The organism is Arenibacter echinorum (genome assembly GCF_003259375.1).
Lineage (GTDB): Bacteria > Bacteroidota > Bacteroidia > Flavobacteriales > Flavobacteriaceae > Arenibacter > Arenibacter echinorum.
This window is the reverse complement of sequence record NZ_QLLN01000004.1, coordinates 517,332-536,924: the sequence shown is the minus strand read 5'-3', so window position 1 is coordinate 536,924 and position 19,593 is coordinate 517,332. Positions and strand designations below refer to the sequence as shown.

Genomic DNA, 19,593 nt, shown 5'->3' with positions numbered 1-19,593 from the left:
TCCATCCAAAAATACGGTGGGTAACGGCATTATATGATTGGGAAGCAATTAATACTTTTAATTTTAGGGTTATTTTCAATAGCTGAATCCATGGGGACCACTTTTCAGGACCCCATTAAAATTGCCTGCGTAGGAAACAGTATTACCTATGGTTCGGGAGTGGCCAATAGGGAAAAAAATGCTTACCCAGAACAATTACAGTCCATGCTTGGGAACACATATCAGGTACGGAATTTTGGGGTCAGCGGAAGTACCCTTTTAAAAAATGGGGACAGACCTTATATAGAAACGGAGGCCTATTCCAATGCGCTGGAGTTTAAGCCCGATGTTGTTTTTATAAAATTGGGCACCAATGATAGTAAGCTTTCAAATCGGATTCATTTGGACAATTTCGAGGGAGATTATATAGACTTGATCAATAGCTTTAAAAAGGATAATAGGAATGCCAGAATAATTCTTTTGCTACCAGTTCCTGCATTTACTAGCGATACTACGCGGATTTGGAATGAGGTTATCAAAAATAAAATTACCCCTATAACCCGCACTGTCGCGTATAAAACAAATTCGGAGGTGTTGGATCTTTACCAGTTGTTTATAGATCAACCTGGACTATTGCCCGATAAGATACACCCTTCCTCCCTTGGGGCGACGGTTATAGCCAAAAGAATATATGAAGCTGTAATCCAAAATGAAATTGGAAAAATAGATATTCTAAAATCCAAGGAAGTTAAAGTTTTGGAAACTGGAAATTTCTATGGTTATGATCTCACAGATTTTGAATATAAAGGTATTACATGCAAAGTGGTGAAGCCCAAAAAAGTGGCTCCAGGAGCTCCATGGGTATTGAGAGCACGCTTTTGGGGTCATGAACCACAAACGGATATTGCCTTATTGGAAAGGGGCTTTCATATTGCTTATTGCGATGTGGCCAATTTGTTTGGTGGTCCTGAGGCGTTGAAGCGATGGGACCGTTTTTATGGGTTTATGACCCAGGCCGGGCTCTCCAAAAAAGTGGTGTTGGAAGGAATGAGTCGAGGAGGACTGATTATTTATAATTGGGCCGAGAAAAATTCGGAAAAAGTGGCCTGTGTGTATGCCGATGCTCCTGTTCTGGATGGAAAAAGTTGGCCTGGCGGTTTATGGAAGGGGAAGGGAAGCGCAGCGGATTGGGAGGTATTCAAAACAATATACGGCTTAAAAAGTGAAAAGGATATTGCCGATTTTAAAGGGAATCCTATCCATAAAATTAAATCGATTGCGCAGGGAGGCTTCCCCATGATGCATGTTTGTGGTGCTGCCGATGAGGTAGTGCCCATTGAGGAGAACACAAAACCTTTCGAAGAAGCAATTAAGGCTAATGGGGGTACAATTAGCGTTATTTATAAGGAGGGTGTGGGACATCATCCCCATAGTTTGGAAAATCCAACTCCGATTGTCGACTTTATTCTAAGCGCAACCCATCAAAAGGTGAACTTTGCTCAAATTCCAGCCCCGAGTGCCGAATTTAGATCGGCTGCGGGTTGGAAGGAAGGAAAGGGTTGGTGGGCCCAGGCCAATGATATTGATTCCCTGTGCCTAGCATCAAAAGAAATTGATCTACTACTTATTGGGAATTCCATTACCCAAGGTTGGGGTGGAAATAGACCTAATGTCACTTATGCCCCAGGTAAAGAAGCTGCAGAACTATATTTTAAAGATTTAAATTGGGTCGGTGCCGGAATTTCAGGTGACCGTACCCAACACATTTTGTATCGTTTAAATAATGGAAACTATGAAGCCGCTCGGCCAAATATGGTGGTGCTGGCTATTGGTGTCAACAATTTTGGGGATAACAGTGCAGACGAAATAGCCAACGGCATAAGGAAGGTACTGGAGGTGACTAAGAAAAAATTTTCGGCCCGAACAAAAATAATGTTATTCGGTCCCCTGCCAACGGGTTTGGATCCAAGTTCGGATAGAAGGAAGAAATACAATAAAATCCATGACTTGATCAAGCATCTTGGAAATGAAAAAAATGTATTCTATTACAATCTGATTAATGAATTTTCTAATGAAAAGGGATTTTTGAAATCCCATTTGTTTTCACAGGATGGCATACATTTATTACCCGAAGGATATAAGGTTTGGGGAAAATTTATTAGAGATAATTATTTTATAGCCACTAAATAGAAATAATATGAAAAAATTCTTAGGATTACTGCTACTGCTATCCGTAGCCAATACTTATGGAGAAATTTGGCTTCCTTCCATTCTTTCGGATAATATGGTACTGCAACAAGATTCGAATGTCACCATTTGGGGATGGACAACAAGTACTAGCGAGGATATTAGCGTATATGGGACTTGGAACAATGAAAAAGTAACGACCAAGGCCTTTCAGGGAGTTTGGTCCCTGCAATTGCCTACTCCCAAAGCTGGGGGCACTTACAGTGTAATCGTGGAAGGCCATGAGAAATTGGAGTTGATAAATGTACTGATAGGGGAAGTTTGGTTGGGTTCTGGACAAAGCAATATGCAATGGACTCCAAAACATGGTTTGGACAACGCGGAAGAAGAGATCAAAACTGCCAATTTCCCTGAAATACGTTTCTTTCAGGTGGCGCAGCAGATATCGGATCATCCCCAAGACCAACTAAAGGGTAAATGGGAGGTTTGTACTCCTGAAACTATGGCCCAGTTTAGTTCTGTGGCTTATTTTTTTGGTAAGGAACTACATCAAAATTTGGACGTTCCTGTGGGTATTATCAACTCCAGTTGGGGAGGTACGCCAGTGGAAGTTTGGTTAAAAAAGGAATTGATAACCGAGGATACTCATTTAGCGGAAGCGGCGAAAAAATTGAATGAGGTTGCTTGGTGGCCCAGCAATCCGGGCTTGGCCTACAATGCCATGATACACCCTATTACTAAATTTAATATAGCGGGTTGTATTTGGTACCAAGGGGAATCCAATAGGGTAAATCCTGTTTCCTATTACAAATCTTTTCCCTTGATGATCGAGTCCTGGAGGGAAGAATGGGGCAAGGATCTGCCATTTTATTTTGTGCAGATAGCCCCTTATAAATATGACGATCCCATGGACACTGATGCGGCACATGTAAGGGACGCACAATTGTATACCATGCAAAATTTGGACAATACGGGCATGGTGGTCACCAATGATATCGGGAATCTGGAGAACATACATCCCACTAACAAACAGGATGTAGGACATCGTTTGGCACTTTGGGCCTTGGGTAAAACCTATGGGAAGGATGGGTTGGAATATTCAGGACCTGTATATAGGTCAAAGGAAATTAAGAATAAAAAAATTATCCTCAGTTTTGATCATGCCAACAAGGGTTTAATGCAAAAGGGCAAGGATCTACGGGAATTTTTTATTGCCGCGGAGGACGGGGTATTTTATCCCGCCAAGGCCAAGATTAGTGGTAATACGGTAGAAGTGTCCTGTTCAAAAGTAAAAAAACCGGCAGCGGTTCGGTTTGCTTTTACCAATGGGGCATTGCCCAATCTATTCAATTCAGAGGGCTTGCCTGCCTCCGCTTTTAGGACGGACAATTGGGAATTGAAATAATTTAAATTACATATTTTTTATACATGAAGAAACTTATTACCTCTTTATTTTTATTGACGATTACGACAAATTTTGCCCAGGAACAGGTTGTGGATACCGTTTTGCAGAACGAACAAAAGATGCAATGGTTCAAGGACGCCAAGCTTGGAATTTTTATCCACTGGGGCTTATATTCCGTAAATGGAATAGATGAATCCTGGTCGTTTTACAATGGCTATATTTCACATGAAGATTATGTAAATCAAACCAAGGGGTTCACCGCCAAAAAGTACGACCCAACAGCTTGGGCCGATCTGATAAAGCGCAGTGGCGCCAAATATTCGGTAATTACTTCCAAACATCACGAAGGCTTTGCCCTTTGGGATACTAAATTTGGTGATTTTAATACTGTTAAAAGTTCTGCGGCCAACAAGGATGTGTTAACCCCTTTTGTCTCCGAACTCCGAAAAAATAATTTAAAAGTGGGTATTTATTATTCGTTGCCCGATTGGTCCTACCATGATTATACCCACTTTACAAGGGATTCCATTAGATATAAAATTTCAGAAGAACCTAAGCGGTGGAACAAGTTCCTAAACTACTATCAAGGTCAGTTAAAGGAACTTTCGGATAATTACAATCCCGATCTGTATTGGTTTGATGGGGACTGGGAACACAATTCGGAGGAATGGCAAGTGCCTAAGGTAAGGCAAATGCTTTTTGACAAAAATCCCAATACCATTTTGAATTCCAGACTGAGGGAACAAGGGGATTACGCCACTCCGGAACAGGGGATGCCGATTACCAGGCCCAAGAACAAATATTGGGAATTATGTCTTACCATGAACGATTCTTGGGGTTTTCAAAAAAATGATCACAACTACAAAACTACGGACCAAATTATTGGAATTTTTGCCGATGTCATAGGTAATGGGGGCAATATGTTGTTGGACATAGGTCCCAAAGGAGATGGCAGTATTCCAGAAGAGCAGGTAGCCATCTTGGAAGGTATGGGCAGGTGGACAAACAAGCACAAGGAAGCTATTTACGGTACCCGGTCCGGGATTCCAAAAGAACATTTTTATGGCCCTACTACCTTATCGGAAGACCAGAACATCCTTTATTTGTTCGTAAAAGGCAATTCGAATGGGGAGGTAGTTATACGTGGACTTAAAAATAAGATCAACCGCATTTATGTAGTGGGCGAGGGAACCAAGCTCTCACATCAGGTTATTGGCAAGATTTATTGGAGCCATTACCCAGGAATCAATTATATAAAGTTGCCGGAACATGTTCTGGACGAGAACATGACCGTTCTGGCTGTTATGCTAGATGGTAAGGTGGATCTATATCGCGAGGATGGCTCGATAATAGAAAGTAATTAGGCCATTGTTGGAAAAAGTACACAGATGAAAGGATATGTATTGTGGTGTTTAAGTATTGCCCTTCTGGCATTAGGCTGTAAGGAGAAAGTGATTCCTAAAGGCGTTGATGTACCCGCGACCCCCAATATTGTACTTTTTTTCGTGGATGATATGGGCTGGCAGGATACTTCAGTCCCTTTTTGGAGTGAAAGAACCCTATATAATGATCGCTACCACACCCCAAATATGGAGCGTTTGGCAAAGGAAGGAATGAAATTTACCCAGGCCTATTCCACGGCGGTATGTTCACCGACCAGGGTAAGTCTAATGACAGGGATGAATGCGGCCAGACACAGGGTTACCAACTGGACATTGTACAAGGACAAATTACAGCCTATGGAAACCAACCACAAAACCCTAAAATTTCCAGAGTGGAACGTAAATGGTTTGAGTCCGGTTGCCGGGGTAGACAAGGCGGTATATGCCACGCCCCTGCCACAAGTTTTGAAGGAGGCGGGCTATGTTACCATACATTCCGGAAAGGCGCATTTGGGAGCTATCGGTACCCCAGGGGAAGACCCTTTGAAGCTTGGTTTTGAAATAAATATAGCCGGTCACGCAGCAGGGGCTCCCGGGAGTTATTTGGGAACCGAGAATTTTGGAAATGGAAAGGAAGGAAGGAAAGTTTGGGCTGTTCCCGGATTGGAGAAATATTATGGAAAGGATATATTTTTAACGGAGGCCATTACCCAAGAAGCGCAATTGGCCATGGACGCTGCCTTGGAAAAAAACAAACCTTTCTTTTTGTATATGGCCCATTATGCCGTGCATACGCCCATTATGGCCGACCGCAGATTTGTTCAGAAATATTATGACAAAGGTCTGGATTCCACAGAGGCCAAATACGCTGCTTTGGTAGAGGGAATGGACAAGAGTTTGGGCGATATAATGGATTATCTGGATAATAAAAAGATTTCGGACAATACTATTATCCTGTTCATGTCGGATAACGGCGGACTGAGTGCTGTGGCCAGGGGAGGGGAAAAACACACCCATAACAAACCTTTGAGCAGTGGAAAAGGTTCAGCTCATGAAGGGGGTATCCGCGAGCCAATGTTGGTAAAGTGGCCAGGGAAAATTAAACCTAATTCGGTGGTAGACCAGCAAGTGATAATAGAAGATTTTTACCCAACCATTTTGGAAATGGCAGGCATTAAGAACTATGAAACGGTACAAAAGGTAGACGGTGTTAGTTTTCTGCCAACGCTTTCCGGGAACACTAGTGGTGTTACTAGACCATTATTTTGGCACTATCCCAATGAATGGGGGCCATCCGGACCGGGAATCGGAGCTTCCAGTAGCACTAGGGTGGGCGACTGGAAATTTATTTACTACTACAATGACAGTAGTATGGAGTTGTTCAATATCAAGGAGGATATTGGGGAAACCAGGAATTTGGTAAAAGAGCAGCCAGAAAAAGCAAGGGAGTTGGCCAAGATATTATCGGATTACTTAAGGAAAGTGGAGGCCCAGATACCTTCCAGAAAAGATACAGGGGAACAGATTGCCTATCCGGATATGATTTTAAATACTTACAAAAGCTAAAAGGAATATGAAGTTAAGATTGTTTGTACTGTGTTGCTTTTGTTTTGTTTCGGCATTTGCCCAAAATGGGGAAGACGACTTATACTTATTCGATAACTTCGGAAGAGTGTCCAGTGACAACATTTATAAAACAGAAGGTTATTATAATTGGGGAAGTTCCATAATCAAGGAAAGGGATGGCAAATACCATCTATTTTATTCCCGCTGGAAAAAACAATACGGGTTTCATGGATGGCTTACGCACTCTGAAATTGCCCATGCCACTAGTAAAAGTCCGGCCGGACCATGGAAGTATAAGGAAACTGCACTAAGTGGTAGTGGTCGGGGCAACTGGGATGCCATAACAGCGCACAACCCGAAAATCAAATATTTTGAAGGTAAATATTATTTGTACTATATAGGGACCAATATGGGTGGCAAGGATTATACCGATGGGGAATTGGTAGAAACCGCCAAAACAGGTTATGCCCATCCCAATTGGAAGATATTGCGTCCGAACCAGCGTACGGGGGTGGCGGTGTCGAATTCCTTGAACGGACCCTGGACGAGAATGGATAAACCCTTGGTGGAACCCTCAGGACCCATTGCCACACTTACCGTTAATCCCGCTATTGACAAGGGCAAGGATGGCAAATATTATTTGATCATAAAAGGAGATAAGCCCAACGAAAAAAGATTTATCAGGAACCAGGCGGTAGGGGTTTCGGAACATCCCGATGGCCCCTTTGAGATTCAGGAGAAACCGGTAATAGATTATATGGACACCGAAGATATGTCTATTTGGTACGATGAAAATCGAAATAGGTTCTATGGCGTTTTCCATGCCCATAATTATATTGGCTTGGTGACTTCGGTGAATGGAACCGACTGGGAAAAGGCCAATGAGTTTGTTCTTAAGAATAAAGAAATTTTATTGGAAGATGGTACGGTCATCGGTCCGGATAGAATGGAACGTCCCTTTGTTTATCATGAGAACGGCCAACCTAAAGTATTGTCCGTAGCGGTAAAGAAAGGGGAGGAATCCTATACCGTTTTCATACCCATTATTGAGAATGAACTCCCGGTCCCCAACAAGCGGCAATTGGCCTGGCAGGAGGCAGAGCTCGGTGTGGTGTTTCATTATGACCTGCATGTGTTTGACGGGGTAAAATATGGGCAGGGAAACAATAGAATCGATCCGGTAGAAGACTATCAAATTTTTAATCCAGAAAAATTGGATACCGATCAATGGGCAAAGGCTGCAAAGGATGCCGGTGCCAAATTTGCCATTCTAACGGCTACCCATGAGACTGGCTTTGCATTGTTTCAATCCAAAGTAAACCCATACAGTGTTAAGGCTCTAAATTGGAGGGACGGAAAAGGGGACGTTGTGGCAGATTTTGTAGCCTCATGCAGAAAGTATGGAATTAAACCTGGCATTTATCTGGGGATTAGATGGAATTCATTTTTGGGGGTACACGACTTCAAAGTAAATGGAGAGGGCGATTTTAAGAAAAATCGACAAAAATGGTACAATAAGATGGTAGAGGGTATGGTCAAGGAAATATGTACCAACTATGGGGAATTGTTCGAAATTTGGTTCGATGGTGGTGCTGACCATCCGAAAAATGGTGCCCCGGACGTTTTGCCCATTGTAAGGCAGTACCAACCAAATTGTTTGTTCTATCATAACGGGCAATTGGCAGAAGCCCGATGGGGAGGATCAGAATCGGGAACAGTTGCTTATCCCAATTGGTCAACCTTTCCATACAGGGCTACAGGAGCTGGAGAAAGTGCCAAGAAGAATATAGCGGAAAACAATTTTCAATTGTTGAAAGAAGGGGATGCCAAGGGCAAGTATTGGGTGCCTGCCATGGCCGATGCCCCATTAAGGGGATATAACGGCCGACACGAATGGTTTTGGGAGCCTGGGGATGAGGACCATATATTTCCCTTGGATAATTTAATGGATATGTACTATAAATCGGTTGGAAGAAACGCCACTTTGATAATGGGCCTTACCCCTGACCCGGACGGACTACTTCCAGAGCCGGATGTGCAGCGCTTAAAGGAATGGGGAGATGAGATAAAAAGAAGATTTTCTAATCCTTTGGCATCCACAAGGGGCAAAGGAAAGGTGCTGGAATTGAAGTTTAAGGAATCCCTTGCAGTGAACCATGTAATAATTCGGGAGGACATTGCCATGGGCGAACGTATAAGAAAATATGAAATTGAAGGGTATTCAGGTGGTCAATGGATTACTTTGGCCAATGGGGAGAGCATAGGGAATAAAAGAATTGAGAAATTTGATGCCGTAAAATTAAGTAGATTACGAATAAAAATTATAGATTCGGACGGTTTATGGCAGATTAGGGATTTTAGCGCCTATTTTGTTGAGGATAATGGAATTTAAACAATAACAAAATGGATTTACAACTCAAGGATAAAGTAATTTTAGTAACTGGAGGTTCCAAAGGAATCGGGCACGGTATAAGTATGATCTTGGCGGCCGAAGGCGCTATCCCCGTTATTATTGGAAGGGATGAAAATAGTATGTTGGAGGTGGTTGCCGATATTGAGAACAATGGTGGAAAAGCATCTTATTCAATGGCCGAACTTACAGATCCGGAACAATGCAGACTTGCAGTGGAAACTGCTGTTGAAAAATATGGGAAGATTGATGGTGTGGTAAACAATGCCGGCATAAATGACGGAGTGGGGCTGGAAAATGGGAATTATGAAGATTTTCTAAGATCTATAAATCGAAACCTTACCCATTATTATTTAATGGCACATTATGCGTTGCCCGAACTAAAGAAAACCCAGGGATCTATTGTAAATATAGGATCCAAGACCTCGGTAACCGGGCAAGGGGGTACTTCGGGCTATGCTGCTTCCAATGGAGGGCGCAATGCAATAACAAGGGAATGGGCCGTGGAACTATTGCCATATAATATAAGGGTCAATGCAGTTATCGTGGCCGAATGTTATACCCCTTTATACGATCGATGGATAAAGACCTTCGACAATCCAGAAGAAAAATTAAAGAGCATCACCGATAAAATTCCGTTGGGACAAAGAATGACTACGGCAGAGGAAATCGCAAGTACGGTGGCCTTTTTGCTTTCCAATAGGTCTAGTCACACCACTGGGCAATTGCTCTTTGTAGATGGCGGATATACCCATTTGGACAGGTCAATTTCTTAATCGCTTAAATATAATAAACAACAAGGTAAACCAGATAATAATCAATTAACAATAATCAACAATTCAATGAAAGACCAAAGACCACCAGTAGTATCTAAGAAGGTGCTTATTCCCTTTATTTTGATTACCTCCCTTTTCGCCCTTTGGGGTTTTGCAAATGCCGTTACCGATCCCATGGTACAGGCATTTAAAAAAGTATTGGAACTGTCCAATTCCCAGGCTGCTTGGGTACAAATGGCGTTTTATGGCGGTTACTTTTGTATGGCGTTGCCAGCTGCACTTTTCGTGCGTAAATACTCGTATAAAGTAGGGGTTTTAATTGGATTGGCCTTGTATGCAGGAGGGGCTCTATTGTTTTATCCTGCGGCCATAACCGAACAATTTTGGTTCTTTTGCTTGGGACTTTATGTGCTTACCTTTGGGTTGGCATTTTTGGAAACCACTGCCAACCCTTATATTTTGGCTATGGGAGCGCCAGAAACGGCTACGCAGCGTTTAAATTTGGCCCAGGCCTTTAATCCAGTGGGATTGTTGTTGGGCCTATTGGTGGCACAGCAATTTGTTCTTAAAAAATTACAGTCGGATGATATAGCAGATTATTCCTCTTTGGAGGAGGCGCAAAAGGCCTTGATCAGGACAACGGACCTAATGGTGATTAGGGACCCCTATGTTATTCTGGGATTGGTGATTCTAGCCGTTTTTGTTCTAATTGTTATTAGTAAAATGCCACAGGCCAAGGATGAAGGTGGTATTCCAAGTTTGGGGGATACGTTTAACGGTTTGTTCAAGAACAAGAAATATGTGCTTGGTGTTGTGGCCCAAATATTTTACGTTGGTGCCCAGATTATGTGCTGGACCTATATTTATCAATATGCCGAGGCCATAGGGATTTCCAGTGAGGATGCTGCCAATTACCAGTTCGCGGCCTTCATCCTGTTCTTGGTGGGTAGGGCCATTGGCACCTATATGCTGAGATTTATGAGCCCAGGTAAACTATTGATGTACTTTGCCGTTTTTGCAACGCTGTGCTGTATTGGTACTATTTATATTGAAGGTATAATAGGCTTGTACTGCTTGGTAGGGATTACCTTTTTTATGTCCCTTATGTTCCCTACCATCTACGGAATTGCTTTGAATGGACTTAATGAGGAGGAATCCAAGATTGGTGCTGCCGGTCTTGTAATGGCAATTGTAGGCGGGGCCCTAATGCCAAAGCTTCAAGGAATGATCATTGATGCCGGTGGCAATGCCGTGAACGACATACAAATTATGGGTGCTACCGAAGTGAATTTTTCCTTCATCCTTCCAGCGCTTTGTTTTGTATATATAGCATGGTATGGATTGCGTGTATTTAAAAAGTATGAACTACAGGCCTAAGGAATCGGATTGGTCCTTTGTGTGGTTTTTAATAATTAACTAAAAAATGTAAAGTAATGAAAAGATATTGTTTGGCATTGGATCTTAAGGATGATCCAGAGTTGATAAAGGCTTATGACGATTACCATAAGGAAGTATGGCCGGAGATCCTTCAAAGTCTTAGGGAGTCCGGTATACAGGATATGGAAATATATAGGGTGAGGAACCGTATGTTTATGATCATTGATGCGGATGACAGTTTTTCCTTTGAAAAAAAGGCGAAGATTGATGCCAAGTATCCCGAAAACGAAAAGTGGGAGGAATTGATGTGGAAATACCAACAGGCACTACCATTTGCAAAACCTGGGGAAAAATGGATGCTCATGGAAAAGGTTTTTCAATTGTAAAAACCAAAAACAACAGGCAAAAACTAAATGATAGGAGCATGGAAAGTATAGTAAATATTTTTAGATCCGGAACTGTCCTAAGATCAATAGCGCTATGTGCTCTCCTATGTGCTTTGAGTTGTAAAACTAAAAGTGAACAAAGTGCAAATACCTTGGCAAATGATGAGGTAGCATTTTCCATGGGGTCATTTGGATATGACAGGGAATTTTTGTCCAAACACTACAAAAACATGGTGGTTCTGGAAAATGGGGAGTCGAGCATTTTGATTTCCCCGGAACTTCAGGGCCGTGTTATGACGAGTACGGCCTCTGGCGACGAAGGTCATAGTTTTGGATGGATCAACCATGAACTCATTAAGTCCGGAGAAATAAAAGAACACTTTAATCCCACAGGGGGTGAAGAGCGTTTCTGGTTGGGACCTGAAGGTGGACAGTACTCCCTTTTCTTTGAAAAGGATTCCAACTTCGAGTTGGACAACTGGTACGTACCCCAGGAATTGGATACCGAAGCCTTTAATTTGGTGAGGAGAACTGAAGATAAGGCGTATTTTGAAAGGGACATGAAATTGGTGAATTATACCGGAACTACTTTCGATTTACGCGTGCAAAGGAATATTACTCTTTTGGACAAGGAAGATGCCGCTGAAATTCTTGGACTCAATATTCCTGAAACTCTAAAAATGGTAGGATTTGCCTCTGAAAACAACTTGACCAATATAGGACCGGAAGATTGGGATAAGAAAACAGGCTTAATGTCTATTTGGATATTGAGCATGTTCAACTCCTCGGACCATACCACCATAATTGTACCTTTTAAAAAAGGGGATGAGGACATTTTGGGCAAGAAGGTAACGGACGATTATTTTGGGAAGATTCCAAAGGAGCGATTACAGGTCGGGGATAGTGTCCTATTCTTCAAGGCGGACGGTAAAGAGCGTGGTAAAATTGGAATTTCCCCCCAGAGGGCGCTGCCTGTCATGGGAAGCTACGATGCCAAGAGCAAAGTACTTACCATTGCCAAATTTAGTCTACGTGAAGGCGCTACCGATTATGTTAATTCTTTATGGGAGTTACAGGAGTTTCCATATTCGGGTGATGCGGTAAATGCTTATAACGATAGTGGGGATTTAGGGCCATTCTATGAATTGGAAAGTTCATCCCCTGCAATGGATCTAAAAGCCAATGAAAGCAGTAGCCATATCCACCAAACTTTTCATTTTGTAGGTGACGAGGACGAGTTGGAAAAGCTAGCTCAAGGAATTTTGGGGGTGTCCATTAAAGAATTATCTGGGGAATAATAAATAAAATATCTCCTCCCTTTAGATTGTATTAGATAGATGGGGAGGGGAAAAATAAAAGATAAATATTCAAGAACAATTGCAGATTAAAATGCCATGGAGAAAAAAAAAGAAATAAAGATCAACAGCAAGTATCCATCCGTTGTAGATTTAAGGAAGAGAGCCCAAAAAAGGATTCCCAAGTTCGCTTTTGAATACTTGGATGGAGGCTGTAATGAAGATGTAAACCTACATAAGAATACTGCTGAAATTAGGGATATAGAGTTATTGCCCTATTACCTTAGCAAGCATACCGGTTCCAGTATGAAGACCGAATTGTTCGGACATGTATATGATGCCCCTTTTGGAATTGCTCCAGTGGGACTCCAAGGATTAATGTGGCCCAATGCCCCTGAAATATTGGCTAAATCGGCCTTTGAACATAATATTCCGTTTATTTTAAGTACGGTAACCACCAGTAGTATAGAACGCATAAGTGAGATTACCGAGGGAAAGGCTTGGTTTCAGCTTTATCATCCTACAGAGGATGCCGTAAGGGATGACATTATTAAAAGGGCCGAAGCTGCGGAATGTCCGGTGCTGGTTATTTTGTGCGATGTGCCTACCTTCGGTTTCCGTCCTAGGGATGTACGCAACGGATTGGCCATGCCCCCAAAAATGTCGGTAAAGAATATACTTCAGATATTGGGCAAGCCAAATTGGGCCATGCAGACCCTAATACACGGTCAGCCCAACTTTGAAACCCTTAAACCTTATATGCCCAAAGGCTTGGATCTGGCACAATTAGGCAAATTCATGGACAAGACCTTTTCCGGAAGATTAAATGAGGAGAAGATTAAACCTATAAGGGATATGTGGAAGGGCAAATTGGTGATTAAGGGAGTTGCGAATGAGGCTGATGCGGAAAGCGCCATTAAACTCGGATTGGATGGTATTATAGTTTCCAATCACGGGGGTAGGCAATTGGATGCTGGTGAATCTACCATAAAGCCTTTAACAAGAATAGCTGCAAAATACGGTGACCAAATAAAGGTAATGATGGACAGTGGCCTAAGGGGTGGTCCGGATATCGCCAGGACCATGGCCAGTGGTGCCGAATTTACTTTTATGGGGCGTTCCTTTATGTACGGGGTAGCGGCACTGGGCGCCAAAGGTGGTGACCATACCATTTCACTTTTAAAAACAGAACTACAACAGGTAATGGAACAGATTTGTTGTGAAGACGTAAAGGACTTTCCAAAGCATCTTATTTCATAGGAGTTCTTTTCTTTGAGGAGTTTTATAGGACTAGTAGGCATTGGAACCCTAAAGGAATTTAGGGTTCCAATGAGCTGCTTTCCAATCTGGCATCAAAAGATATCTGTTGCAGCTCCTGGGTAGGTTCCTGGATCTGATCTATAAGGATACGCAATGCTTTTTGCCCAATTTCCTTTATAGGTTGATGGAGATAGGGGATAGGGTCTTCCAAGAAATTGTAGGACGAATTTTGATCAAATACGACCACATCGACCTTCTTAAGTATTTTTCTGTCCAAGCCCAACATTTGCGTTAATCCTTCCTCGGCCAAGGTGTTGGTATGAAAATAGATGGCATCTACTCCGGCATCCTGTACCAATTCTTTTACGACCCTTTTCATATCTGCTTTTAGGGACCTGTGATTAATTTTTTTTATCAATTCGGTATCCACGGGCAAGCCGGCCTGTTTAAGAGCCTCTACGTAGCCCTGATGCCTTTCTTTGTAGTGGTCCAAGGTTGAGTTGTAAAGTACTGCCCCAATTTTCTTATTTCCCTTTCCCAGTAAATAATTGGTAGCTTGCATAGAGGCCTTAAAATTGTCTACGGTGACGTAATTGGTTTTAAGATCATTGAAGAATCTATCTATCAGAACAAAGGGAATACCTGCTTTTGCCAGATCGGCAATAATATCTTTGGAACCTTCGGGGGCTGCGATGATAAAACCATCGACCTGTCTCATTTTAAGAAAATCCAAAACCTTGTTGAATTTTTCTACCTTTTCGTCCGAGGAGCCAAATATTACCGTATAGTCTTGGGAAAATGCTTCGTCCTCTATAGTCCGGGCCAAATTGGAAAAGAAGGGGTTGGAAATATCGGCGACAATAACTCCTATGGATCTCGTTTTATTGGTTTTAAGGCTTCTCGCATTCCAATTGGGATGATAGTTCAATTCCTTGGCTACCTCCCTTATTCTTTTTGCGGTCTTTTCGGATACCCTGTTCTCCTTGCCTTTATTGCTAAGAACATATGAAACCAAGGGTATGGAAACACCAACAATTTTTGCGATATCCTTTAATGATGTTTTTGGTTTCATCTTCGTCTTGGGTTAAAATGGGCTGTTTAATGCCAATCTTGTATGTAATATGTTGTTAATCTGAAAGTTACAGGGTTTAGAGGTAAATATCTTCAAGATGTTAAAATTACGAAATTCACACTAAACAGAGATACTCGTCATTATTTAGTATTTGAAGACAAAATCCTATTGTGCCCTTTCAACCCAATTAAGCTTCTTCCTTATTTAATTTTCATAGATTTCATCGGTTTTTTTATTGAATATAGATATCAGGAAGCCCACGATGAATATGGCAGCGGTCCCAAATACAATGGTCAAATAGGTGTGGAAGGAAGCACCAAGGGAATCCTCTCCGAAAATGGTACCGGATAGGCTCATCCAAACAATGACCAAAATACCGACCAATACCCCTACAAGGGCTCCTTTTACATTTTTTGTTTTGGAGAATAGTCCCAAAAGTAGAAGTCCCAACATGCCCCCGCTAAAAATTGAAGAGAGTTTCCACCATGCATCCAAGGCACTTTTTACATTGATCATAGCAATGGCAATAACGATCCCGATTACGCTAATGATAGCGGATGAAATATAGAGCACGCGCATTCCTTCTTTGTCGGACGCCGTCTTTTTAAAATATTTATTGTAATAATCCGTAAGAAAAACGGTTGCGGAACTATTAAAACTTGTGGATATGGTGCTCATTCCGGCCGCAAAGATAGAGGCGATCATTAGTCCGGTTATCCCTGCAGGCAGGGCATTTACAATGAAATAAGGGAATACACTGTCGCTCTTATTTATGTCCTGTAACTCAACGGGCAGGGTAGCGGCGGAATGGTAATAGGCAAAAAGAGAAGTACCTATAAAAAGGAATACGGCAGAAATGGGCAGATAGATCAGTCCACCGATCAAGGCTGATTTCTGGGCCTCTTTATCAGATTTCGAGGCCATATAGCGCTGTACATAATTTTGGTCTATACCGTAATTCTGTAGGTTAATGAATACACCGTAAACAAGCACCACCCAAAAGGTAGGTTCAGTTAAACTTAGACTGAAACTTCCCAGCCCAAATTTATCATTCTCTGCAGCAATTTCGAAAACTTGTCCCGGACCTTCTGGCATATTAAAGAGAATAAAGCCAACACAGACCACGGCACCAACGATCAATATAATGCCCTGTATGGCATCAGTCCATAATACCGCTGTAATTCCGCCCAACATGGAGTAAACGGATACTACCAGACCTGTAAATATAATTATGGTGATCATGTCCCAACCAACAATGGCATTCAAGGTAAGGGCCAGGAGGTATAAAATGGTCCCGATCCGCATCAATTGGGTCAGTAAATAGCAAAGGGAGACATAGATTCTCGCCCAGGCTCCGAAACGTTGTTCCATATAGGTGTAGGCCGATGGACTATTTATCTTTCTGTAAAGGGGGACAAAATATTTTACTGCTATCAAGGAGGCAATGGGAAGGGAAAGGCTAAAAGCCAAGGCATTCCAATTGGATTGGTAGGCATTTCCTGGAAGGGCCAGGTAACTTATGCTACTCACAAAGGTGGCAAAAATGGACATGGTAACTACCCAGCCCGGGATATCGTTGTTGCCCATGGTGTAGGAGGAGGAAGTTCTACTTTTCTTAAAAAACGAACCTCCGAAAAGGGCTATTCCTCCTATGTAAATGAAGAATACGATTAAATCTAAACTGTTCATTATTGTTGGCTATTTAGGTTATTTGGTATAAGCTCTAAAAGTAGGATATTCGCTCTACTTAAGTGTTGGTTAATTGTAAAATCCTCAATTTACTTTAATAGTAAAAATAATAGATCAATAGGTCTCAAGAAACAAAACTGATTTTTAGACTATTAGTTTTTGCTTTATCGATTAAGCAATGATAATTAATTATTTCGTGATTTCAAAAGAAAGTGGGTTTATTTTGAGGGAATGCTTCTCAGGGAGATTTAAATTACATTGCACACTATAGGATGAATTTTATTTGTTGTCCCTCATGATTTTATCCAAATCAGACACCTTCACTTTCACTACTTCTATTTTCTGTTTGGCGTCCCCGGCAAAGGCTATCAATAAATATCCATTATGCTCCAACACATGGGGGTAATCTATGTGTCTACCTCCGACCAAGTACCCCATTTTGGTAAATACCATGCCATCGTCACTTATAGCCAAGGTTAAAGGGTCCCTTTTTTTATAGTTGGAATTGGAAACAAGAACATATCTTCCATCTTGTAACCGTAGGCCGTGGAATTTGGATCGGGCATCCGGAAAGTTGGTTTGCACAGGTGAGCTCCAAGTACGACCATTGTCTGTTGAAAAGGAGCGATACAAGTACCCGCTTTTGCGATTATCCCTAAAAAGCGCCATCAGGTTTTTATTGTCGGGCAAGATCCACCAGTAGGGTTCCTCCGCTTCCAGATGCGTACTTGTTCCAAAAACTGGGTAGACTTCCCATTGGTCAAAACGGTTTTCTGCTCCTACCATAAAATCGACCCCTCTTTCAACATAATCAAAAGACCTGCGCGACATTAACCACTCGCCGGAAGGCAATTTCTTGGGCGGAAAATTATTGATTGCATTTTCCATAACTATGCCATGGTGCTCCCATGATTCTGATTCTTTGTTCCATTTAAAGGCATGGAGGGCCAAGGTTGGACCAAAAAAGCCTTTGGCCTCGTCCAATGAGGCCAATGCCAAAAATTCACCTTTGTATTCCCAAAAGCCTCTCGAAATCCACCTGAGGCCCTGATCTGTTCTAGTGTTGTAATTGGGGGATTCTGGGCCAGAGCCTTCAGGATATGTAGTTAGGAATTTTGGTTTGTCCCATTGCAGACCATCGGTGCTGGTGGAATATTTAACTACCTGACCCACTCTATCTTCAACCCCTGGGCCATCGCTCCACATTATCCAATAGCGATTGTCATGATAGGCCAAATAATTGTGTTGGTTAACCCCATCCGGGGTAACATCGCTTACCACTGCATGCTCCACTGGGATTTTAGGCAGTTTATCAAAATCTATTTTATGCGGATCATGGAGCCATTCTCCCTGCAGCATCAAATTAGATGTGGGATTGGAAACCGGATTCGGATAATCTTCGGTTTTATCCTCTTTACATCCAAAGAATGTAATTGGTATAAGGAACATCAACAACATGACAACAATAGACGGCCACTTTTTAAATATTTTATAATTCTCCATGCTTATCTTTTGGATGTCATAAGTGTTCTTTATAACAAATATCTTGTCAGTTGTTCTTTGGACCAATTACTATTTACAGACTACAACTGCTTTGGGTCTATTACCACATGTTTTACAGATTGCCTTAAATAGGTATAGGTGATATGAACCAAGCCATCAGCTGTTTGAATAATGGCAGGGTATGAATATCCTGATTCGGCCGGTACATTTTCCAAGGTCATTACAGGCTTCCAATTGATGCCGTCATCGGATATCGCCAGATTGATCATATTTCTCCCCTTGGGTTCTTCTCCCTCTTTTGTGGTGTGATTGTATATAAGTAATTGTCTGTTGTCTTTTAGGGTCACAGCATCTGTTCCCGAATTGGGGTTTGGAAGCTCTGTAGCCGTCATTTTGCTCCAGGTCTGGCCATGATCCTCTGACCAGCTTTGGGAAATTACATTTTGCCTTGTTCTGCACAATACCTGCATTTTCCCATTGGGATAGGTAAGGATGCTGGGCTGAATGGCATCAAACTCCTTCCCGTCGTTAATGGGGCCTACTACCTCCCAGGTCTTACCATTGTCCTTGCTTATTTCGAAATGTACCATCCAATCCACATCGCCATCCTCCAACTTAATTTCTGTACTAGTAGGGCTAATGATAGTTCCGTCTTCCAACTGTATAGGCTTGTTCTTTACGGGGCCCAGCAAGTGGCCAATTTTTTCGTCCGTTCCCATTTTTTCCGGTTTGGACCATGTTTTTCCGCCATCGGATGAGGTTATTAACATGCCCCACCAAGTCCTTGGGTCCGGTCCCTCTTTATAAAATAATAAGAGTGGCCCTTCCTTGGGCTGAAATAGCACCGGATTCCATAGGGGGTAACGCAATGTGTCGTTTTGCACCCCATTTACCACTTCTTCCGGCCAGGTCCATTTACCATCCACCATTCTGGATACCCGGATCCCGACATCGGGATTTTTTTCATGGGTACCCGCAAAAAATGCACTCACCAGCCCAGTAGGTGTTTCCACTATGGTAGAGGCATGGCATTCCGGAGTGGGTTTATTATCCAAGGGGTAGATAAGCTCGCCACTTAGATAGGCTCCTTGACCTGGTTGGGCCAAGGGAGGCAAGGTAAAATTTCCGGTGATGTCGTTGCCACTTTTAACCGCTTCGTTCGGAGCGGTTTTTTCTGCCTTATCCTTGCAGGAGAAAATGATAAAAGTCAGTACTGTTAGATAATAGTAAATGCTTTTCATGGTGATTTTTGTTTTACCTATTTGACAATCAATAAATGGGGGACTTATAACTCAGTTTGTATGCT

14 protein-coding genes are annotated in these 19,593 nt (G+C 42.2%); 10 read left to right on the top strand and 4 right to left on the bottom strand.

Going from position 1 to position 19,593, the window contains the following annotated elements:
• Window positions 1–90 precede the first annotated feature (90 nt).
• The 10 genes from LV92_RS12715 to LV92_RS12670 all read left to right on the top strand — a co-directional run bounded on the left by LV92_RS12715 (window position 91) and on the right by LV92_RS12670 (window position 14,023).
• Window positions 91–2,169, top strand: coding sequence for a GDSL-type esterase/lipase family protein (locus LV92_RS12715; RefSeq protein WP_111624008.1), 2,079 nt, complete (start codon window positions 91–93; stop codon window positions 2,167–2,169).
• 7 nt (window positions 2,170–2,176) lie between these two features.
• The gene (locus LV92_RS12710) at window positions 2,177–3,571 is read left to right on the top strand and encodes a sialate O-acetylesterase (RefSeq protein ID WP_111624007.1); all 1,395 of its coding nucleotides are present in this window, start codon (window positions 2,177–2,179) and stop codon (window positions 3,569–3,571) included.
• 23 nt (window positions 3,572–3,594) lie between these two features.
• Complete coding sequence (locus LV92_RS12705; protein ID WP_111624006.1) at window positions 3,595–4,935, top strand: alpha-L-fucosidase; 1,341 nt, start codon at window positions 3,595–3,597, stop codon at window positions 4,933–4,935.
• A gap of 24 nt (window positions 4,936–4,959) precedes the next feature.
• The gene (locus LV92_RS12700; RefSeq protein ID WP_111624005.1) at window positions 4,960–6,519 is read left to right on the top strand and encodes a sulfatase; all 1,560 of its coding nucleotides are present in this window, start codon (window positions 4,960–4,962) and stop codon (window positions 6,517–6,519) included.
• Between the two features lie 7 nt (window positions 6,520–6,526).
• Entirely contained in the window at window positions 6,527–8,911 is a 2,385-nt protein-coding gene (locus LV92_RS22005) for an alpha-L-fucosidase (protein ID WP_245946375.1), read from the top strand.
• A gap of 11 nt (window positions 8,912–8,922) precedes the next feature.
• Window positions 8,923–9,705, top strand: a complete 783-nt coding sequence (locus LV92_RS12690; RefSeq protein ID WP_111624004.1) for an L-fucose dehydrogenase — start codon at window positions 8,923–8,925, stop codon at window positions 9,703–9,705.
• 66 nt (window positions 9,706–9,771) lie between these two features.
• A complete protein-coding gene (fucP, locus tag LV92_RS12685; protein WP_111624003.1) occupies window positions 9,772–11,082 on the top strand; it encodes an L-fucose:H+ symporter permease in 1,311 nt (436 codons plus the stop codon).
• 56 nt (window positions 11,083–11,138) lie between these two features.
• Complete coding sequence (locus LV92_RS12680) at window positions 11,139–11,468, top strand: L-rhamnose mutarotase (RefSeq protein WP_072859875.1); 330 nt, start codon at window positions 11,139–11,141, stop codon at window positions 11,466–11,468.
• Between the two features lie 38 nt (window positions 11,469–11,506).
• Complete coding sequence (locus LV92_RS12675; RefSeq protein WP_211322970.1) at window positions 11,507–12,766, top strand: DUF6786 family protein; 1,260 nt, start codon at window positions 11,507–11,509, stop codon at window positions 12,764–12,766.
• 96 nt (window positions 12,767–12,862) lie between these two features.
• Complete coding sequence (locus tag LV92_RS12670) at window positions 12,863–14,023, top strand: alpha-hydroxy acid oxidase (protein WP_111624002.1); 1,161 nt, start codon at window positions 12,863–12,865, stop codon at window positions 14,021–14,023.
• A 58-nt stretch (window positions 14,024–14,081) separates the two neighbouring features.
• Here the strand turns inward: LV92_RS12670 and LV92_RS12665 are convergent, their stop codons facing one another.
• From LV92_RS12665 to LV92_RS12650, 4 genes are all read right to left on the bottom strand, one after another.
• Window positions 14,082–15,095 (bottom strand): LacI family DNA-binding transcriptional regulator, encoded by a 1,014-nt coding sequence (locus tag LV92_RS12665; RefSeq protein WP_111624001.1) that lies wholly within the window; start codon window positions 15,093–15,095, stop codon window positions 14,082–14,084.
• Window positions 15,096–15,299: 204 nt separating this feature from the next.
• On the bottom strand, window positions 15,300–16,784 hold the full coding sequence (locus LV92_RS12660; RefSeq protein WP_111624000.1) for a sodium:solute symporter: 1,485 nt from the start codon (window positions 16,782–16,784) through the stop codon (window positions 15,300–15,302).
• Window positions 16,785–17,063: 279 nt separating this feature from the next.
• On the bottom strand, window positions 17,064–18,287 hold the full coding sequence (locus LV92_RS12655) for an exo-alpha-sialidase (RefSeq protein ID WP_111623999.1): 1,224 nt from the start codon (window positions 18,285–18,287) through the stop codon (window positions 17,064–17,066).
• An 80-nt stretch (window positions 18,288–18,367) separates the two neighbouring features.
• On the bottom strand, window positions 18,368–19,528 hold the full coding sequence (locus LV92_RS12650; protein ID WP_111623998.1) for a sialidase family protein: 1,161 nt from the start codon (window positions 19,526–19,528) through the stop codon (window positions 18,368–18,370).
• Between the last annotated feature and the right edge of the window lie 65 nt (window positions 19,529–19,593).